Genomic DNA, 6172 nt, shown 5'->3' with positions numbered 1-6172 from the left:
CGCCCGCTCCGGCGGATACGCCGGAGCGGGCGAAGGGCCCTGCTTCCCGTACCGCAGGGTGACGGTGACCTCGTACTCCATGCCCTGCGGGGCGACGGTGTACGGCCCCAGCACCACGTGCCAGGCGCCCGGCCGCACCGGGCCGGGCAGATACCCTGGTGTCGCACGCTCGGCGCTGATGGCGAACTCCGTGCGGAAGCCGCCGGACCAGCCGCGGAAGCCGCGTCCGCCCGCGGCCGTGCCGCGCTCGTCGAAGATCCCGATGTCCAGGGCGTTGCCCGGTGTGCCGGAGGGCACGGCCGGCCTGTCGTAGGAGTAGGAGACGGCCAGCTCCCGCACCCCGCGCGGCACCTCCACGGGCAGGTGGACGAAGTCCGGCGCGCCGTTGGGCAGACGGCCGCGGACCGTTCTGCTCTCCTCGCCGCCCACGCCCCTCCCCGCGCGCTCCTCCGCGTGCGCGAAGCTCACGCCCTGGAGCGTGAGCGCACTCGCCGCTCCCGCGGCGGCGGACAGCCTCAGTACGTCGCGCCGGTCCATGCGGGCCCCCGCTCTGTCGCCTCCGGTGTGGTGCCGGTCACTTTTCCATGAGCGGGTGACGGACGGGAGAAGACCTGTGGACAACCCGTCCGACACCGCGTGACGGCGGGTGCGGCGGCCGGTGCGGCGGCGGACGGGCGGCGCGAGGGACATCCCCGCCCGCCTGTCGGCCGGTGCCGGAGGCACTCGTATGCTCGTTTCCATGACTTCGTCGAGCGGGCAGGCAGCACCCACCGCCAACGCCATGCGGCGCGCCCTGCGGCGGGCCCGGGACGGAGTGGCGCTGGACGCGGCCGAGGCCGCCGTGCTGCTCCGGGCACGCGGGGAGGACCTGGCCGACCTGACGGCGTCGGCCGCCCGCGTACGGGACGCCGGCCTGGAGGCGGCCGGCCGGCCCGGCGTGATCACCTACTCGCGCAAGGTCTTCATCCCGCTCACCCGGCTGTGCCGGGACCGCTGCCACTACTGCACCTTCGTCACCGTGCCGGGGAAGCTGCGCCGCGAGGGGCACGGCCCCTACCTCTCCCCGGACGAGGTGCTGGACATCGCCCGCCGGGGAGCGGCGACGGGCTGCAAGGAGGCGCTGTTCACCCTCGGGGACCGGCCCGAGGACCGCTGGCCCGAGGCCCGCGAGTGGCTGGACGCGCACGGCTACGACGACACCCTCGCCTATGTGCGCGCCATGGCCGTCCGGGTGCTGGAGGAGACCGGTCTGCTACCGCACCTCAACCCCGGGGTGCTGACGTGGACGGACTTCCAGCGCCTCAAGCCCGTCGCCCCCTCGATGGGCATGATGCTGGAGACCACCGCCACCCGGCTGTGGTCCGAGCCCGGCGGCCCCCACCACGGCTCGCCCGACAAGGAACCGGCCGTCCGGCTGCGGGTGCTGGAGGACGCGGGACGCTCGTCCGTCCCCTTCACCACCGGCATCCTCATCGGCATCGGCGAGACGTACGCCGAGCGCGCCGAGTCGCTGTTCGCCATCCGCCGCGTCCAGCGGGCGTACCAGGGCGTCCAGGAAGTCATCGTGCAGAACTTCCGGGCCAAGCCCGGCACCGCCATGGGCGGCATGCCTGACGCCGAACTGGAGGAACTGGCCGCCGCCGTGGCCGTGGCCCGCCATGTCCTCGGCCCCGCCGCGCGCATCCAGGCCCCGCCGAACCTGGTGGGCGGGGAGTACACGCTGCTGATCGGCGCCGGGATCGACGACTGGGGCGGCGTCTCCCCGCTCACCCCCGACCACGTCAACCCCGAACGTCCCTGGCCCCAGATCGACCGACTCGCCGAACGCACCCGCGCCGCCGGCTTCGAGCTGCGCGAACGCCTCACCGTCTACCCGGAGTTCGTCCGCCGCGGTGAGCCCTGGCTCGACCCGAGGCTGCTGCCCCACGTCACCGCCCTGGCCGACCCGGCCACGGGTCTGGCCCGCGAGGACGCCACCGTCACCGGCCGTCCCTGGCAGGAGCCCGACGAGGCCTTCACCGCCACCTCCGCCGGCCGCACCGACCTGCACCGCACCATCGACACCGCCGGACGCACCGCCGACCGCCGCGCGGACTTCGACGAGGTGTACGGCGACTGGGAGGCGCTGCGCGAGAGCGCCGCGCCCGGCATGGCGCCCGAGCGGATCGACGCCGACGTACGCGCAGCCCTGGCCACCGCCGCCGACGACCCCACCCGCCTCACCGACGACCAGGCCCTCGCGCTGCTCCACGCCGACGGCCCGGCCCTGGACGCGGTGTGCCGTATCGCGGACGACGTGCGCCGCGACACCGTCGGCGACGAGGTGACCTACATCGTCACGCGCAACGTCAACTTCACCAACGTCTGCTACACCGGCTGCCGTTTCTGCGCCTTCGCCCAGCGCCGCACCGACGCCGACGCCTACACCCTCTCCCTGGACCAGGTCGCCGACCGGGCGGCGCAGGCGTGGGAGGTCGGCGCGGTCGAGGTCTGCATGCAGGGCGGTATCCACCCCGACCTGCCCGGCACCGCCTACTTCGACATCGCGCGGGCGGTGAAGGAGCGCGTGCCGGGCATCCACGTCCACGCCTTCTCGCCCATGGAGGTCGTCAACGGCGCGACCCGCACGGGCATGCCGGTCCGCGACTGGCTGGCGGCGGCGAAGGAGGCCGGGCTCGGCTCCATCCCCGGCACGGCCGCCGAGATCCTCGACGACGAGGTGCGCTGGATCCTCACCAAGGGCAAGCTGCCGGCCGCCACCTGGGTCGAGGTGGTCACCGCCGCGCACGAGCTGGGCCTGCCCTCGTCCTCGACGATGATGTACGGGCATGTGGACCGGCCCCGGCACTGGCTGGGCCACCTGCGGCTGCTGGCGGAGATCCAGCAGCGCACCGGCGGCTTCACCGAGTTCGTGACGCTGCCGTTCGTCCACACCAACGCCCCGGTCTACCTCGCCGGCATCGCCCGCCCCGGGCCGACGGTCCGCGACAACCGCGCGGTGACGGCCATGGCCCGCCTGCTGCTGCACCCGCACATCACCAACATCCAGACCAGCTGGGTCAAACTGGGCGACGAGGGTGCGGCCGAGATGCTGCGCTCGGGCGCCAACGACCTGGGCGGCACGCTGATGGAGGAGACCATCTCCCGGATGGCCGGCTCCTCCTACGGTTCCTACAAATCCGTCCGGGACCTGGTCGCCATCGCCGAGGCCGCCGGACGCCCGGCCCGCCCCCGCACCACGACCTACGGCGAGGTCCCCGGCGAGCGCGTACGGGCTGCCGAGGCGTCCGGCGGGCGCCTGCCGGAGCTGCTGCCGGTGCTGGAGGACTGAGGACCGCCGTCCCCGTCACGGATCCGGACGCCGGCCCGGACGAGGCGACTTCCGGCCGTCTTCCCGGGATCTCCGGCCCCGTCCACCTCCGGGCCGCCTCCGTCCGCGCACCCTGGATTAAAGTGCGGTCCGAAACCGGCGGGGACAGGACACGGGAACGGACCGGGGCGGACGAGAGCCGAGGGACGAACGGGAGGGGACGGCACGGTGACCTCGACACCTGGCGGTGGTATCTGGGGCCGCACCGAGCAGCAGGACTTCCGCAGCCGGGTACGCGGCTGTCTGCTCGGTGGCGCGATCGGCGACGCGCTCGGCGCGGGAGTCGAGTTCGACTCGCTCGACGCCATCAGGACCGCCTACGGCTCCCAGGGTGTGACGGACTACGTACCCGCCTACGGGCGGCGCGGCGCCGTCACCGACGACACGCAGATGACCCTGTTCACCGTCGACGGCCTGATCCGCGCCCACGTACGGCGTGACACCGGAGCCTGGCATCCGCCGACCGACGTGCACGCCGCCTACCTGCGCTGGGCCGCCACCCAGCGCGACTGGGGGCCCGACGAGCGCCGCACCGAGGACGGCTGGCTGGCCCGCCAGGAGTGGCTGTACTCGCAGCGAGCCCCCGGCCGCGCCTGTCTGACCGGGCTGGCCGACGGCCGGATGGGCACGCTGGAGGCCCCGAAGAACCCCGACTCCAAGGGCTGCGGCACCGTCATGCGCTCCGCGCCCTTCGGGATGCTCGTCGGCTGGGAGCCGCAACTCGTCTTCCAGCTCGCCGCCGAGTGCGCCGCCCAGACCCACGGCCACCCCACGGGATACCTGGCGGCGGCGGCCTTCGCCGTCATCGTCCACGCCGTCGCCCGGGGCGAGAGCCTGGACGCCGCGGTGCAGCGGGCCCTGGCCCATCTGGCGGCCCGCCCCGGCCATGAGGAGACCACGGACGCCCTCAAGCACGCGCTCGGCGCGGTGCGCCAGGGACTGCCGAGCGCGGAGCGCGTGGAGTCGCTGGGGGAGGGCTGGACGGCGGAGGAGGCGCTGGGGATGGGCGTGTACTGCGCGCTGGTGGCCGAGGACGTGCGCCACGGCCTGCTGCTGGCGGTCAACCACGGCGGTGACTCCGACTCCACCGGTTCGGTCTGCGGCAACCTGCTGGGCGTGATGCACGGGGAGACCGCCCTGCCGCCGAACTGGGTCGCCGAACTGGAGGGACGCGCCACCATCCTGGAACTGGCCGACGACTTCGCCATGGAGATGACCCAGGGGCCCGCCCTCCACAGCCCGGCCACACCGGCCGGCTCACCGGGCTGGCTGACCCGCTACCCGCGCGTCTGACCGGGCCCGGGAAGCGCCGAACCCCCTCGGCCGGGACGGCGAACCAGTCGAGAGGGCTTCGGGCGCGGGGAGCGGTCAGCGCCGGGCGAGCGAACCCCGGCCGAGGGATCCCACGAACGCCGTCCACGAACCGGGGACGAAGTCCAGCGATGGCCCCTGCGGAACCTTGGAGTCGCGCACGGCGATCGCCCGCGGCTTGGTGGACCGCACCTCCACGCACGCCCCGTTCCCGGCGGAGTGGCTGGACTTGGTCCACCTGTCGGTCATGCCCTGTCGGATTGCCATGTCTGCTCCGTTTTCTCCCAGACGGTGAAAATCGCCGGTTGGGCCCGGCGTGCGGCAGACGGTACCCCCCAACTGAGGCATTCATTAACGCCGTTCACTCGACCGGATGGCGTATTCCAGACGGCTCTTCACATCGACATGCCACCAGGTGTAGCTTGCCGTGCCGCTCGGATGCCGCCCGCGCACCTCCATACGCCACCGACGGCACGCCGGACTCAGCACCGGGTGTACTCCTTGGCGATGTCCTCGACGAACTCCCGGGTCTGCTCGACGTTGAGGGCCTGTGCCCGCAGGTGCTCGTACATCACGCTGTATCTGTGCACGTCGGCGGCCTTCTCCAGATAGAGGTCGCTGGTGACGCCCTCCAGGTAGACCACCGTCGAGTCCGCCGCGTCCGGGAACTCCAGGATCGCGTACTGGCCGTTGAGTCCGGGATGCGCGCCCATGACGAAGGGCAGCACCTGCACCGTCACATGGGGCAGCCGGGAGAGCTCGAGCAGGTGCTCCAGCTGGTCCCGCATGATCTGTTTCCCGCCGACCGTCCGGCGCAGCGCGGCCTCGTCGATCACCGCCCACAGGCGCAGCGGGCTCTTCCGGTCGTGGATGCGGTCCTGCCGGCGCAGCCGCACCTGCACGCGCTTCTCCACGTCCTCCGCCGACGCCTCGGGCAGCGCGCCCGCGACGACGGCCTCCGCGTACCGAGGCGTCTGCAGCAGTCCCGGCATGACCTGCGGCTCGTACACGCGCAGGGACGCCGCGTCCGTCTCCAGCCCGATGTACACGCTGTACGGGATGTCGCCGAACGCGTGCCACCAGCCCTGCTGTCTGGACTCCTTGGCCATCTGCATCAGCGAGTCGACTATCCGCTGGTCGTCGACCTCGTAGACCCCGCACAGATCGCGGACGTCGCGCTGGCTGATGCTGCGGCGGCCGTTCTCCAGCCGACTGATCTTGGACTGGGAGACCAGCAGCCGGTCGGCGACCTCCTCGGCCGTCATGCCCCTCTGCTCACGGAGCCGGCGCAGCTCCTGACCCAGCCGACGCCGCCTGACGGTGGGATTGACACTGGATGCCACGGTGCGAACACCTCCGCTTACGCCAACAGGACCGCTCCTGCAGCAGATTGCCACCAACGACCGTGTTCGCGCTGGAAAATCGCCACACAGGGTACGCGCACGCACGCGCGGGGTGGCGGTCCGTACTCGGTTACCGGAGTACGGACCC

General features: G+C 72.7%; 5 protein-coding genes. 2 read left to right on the top strand and 3 right to left on the bottom strand.

All coding sequences use genetic code 11. The annotated features are described in order from the left end of the window. Nucleotides 1-537, bottom strand: a 537-nt coding sequence (locus LJ221_RS05375; protein WP_241714202.1) for a twin-arginine translocation signal domain-containing protein, incomplete at its 3' end; no start/stop codon positions are given. A gap of 202 nt (nucleotides 538-739) precedes the next feature. Here LJ221_RS05375 and LJ221_RS05370 point away from each other — a divergent pair. Both LJ221_RS05370 and LJ221_RS05365 read left to right on the top strand, forming a co-directional pair. Beyond that, the gene (locus LJ221_RS05370; RefSeq protein ID WP_374228385.1) at nucleotides 740-3331 is read left to right on the top strand and encodes a bifunctional FO biosynthesis protein CofGH; all 2592 of its coding nucleotides are present in this window, start codon (nucleotides 740-742) and stop codon (nucleotides 3329-3331) included. Nucleotides 3332-3538: 207 nt separating this feature from the next. Further along, on the top strand, nucleotides 3539-4663 hold the full coding sequence (locus LJ221_RS05365; RefSeq protein WP_241714200.1) for an ADP-ribosylglycohydrolase family protein: 1125 nt from the start codon (nucleotides 3539-3541) through the stop codon (nucleotides 4661-4663). A 75-nt stretch (nucleotides 4664-4738) separates the two neighbouring features. On the opposite strand, the gene LJ221_RS05360 is transcribed toward LJ221_RS05365, so the two are convergent. Then, the gene (locus LJ221_RS05360) at nucleotides 4739-4948 is read right to left on the bottom strand and encodes a DUF397 domain-containing protein (protein WP_241714199.1); all 210 of its coding nucleotides are present in this window, start codon (nucleotides 4946-4948) and stop codon (nucleotides 4739-4741) included. Nucleotides 4949-5163: 215 nt separating this feature from the next. Then, a complete protein-coding gene (locus LJ221_RS05355) occupies nucleotides 5164-6024 on the bottom strand; it encodes a helix-turn-helix transcriptional regulator (RefSeq protein ID WP_241714198.1) in 861 nt (286 codons plus the stop codon). Between the last annotated feature and the right edge of the window lie 148 nt (nucleotides 6025-6172).

This window comes from Streptomyces sp. CNQ085 (assembly GCF_022614595.1).
Lineage (GTDB): Bacteria > Actinomycetota > Actinomycetes > Streptomycetales > Streptomycetaceae > Streptomyces.
The sequence above is the reverse complement of the archived record's forward strand: the minus strand, read 5'-3'. Positions and strand labels throughout refer to the sequence as shown.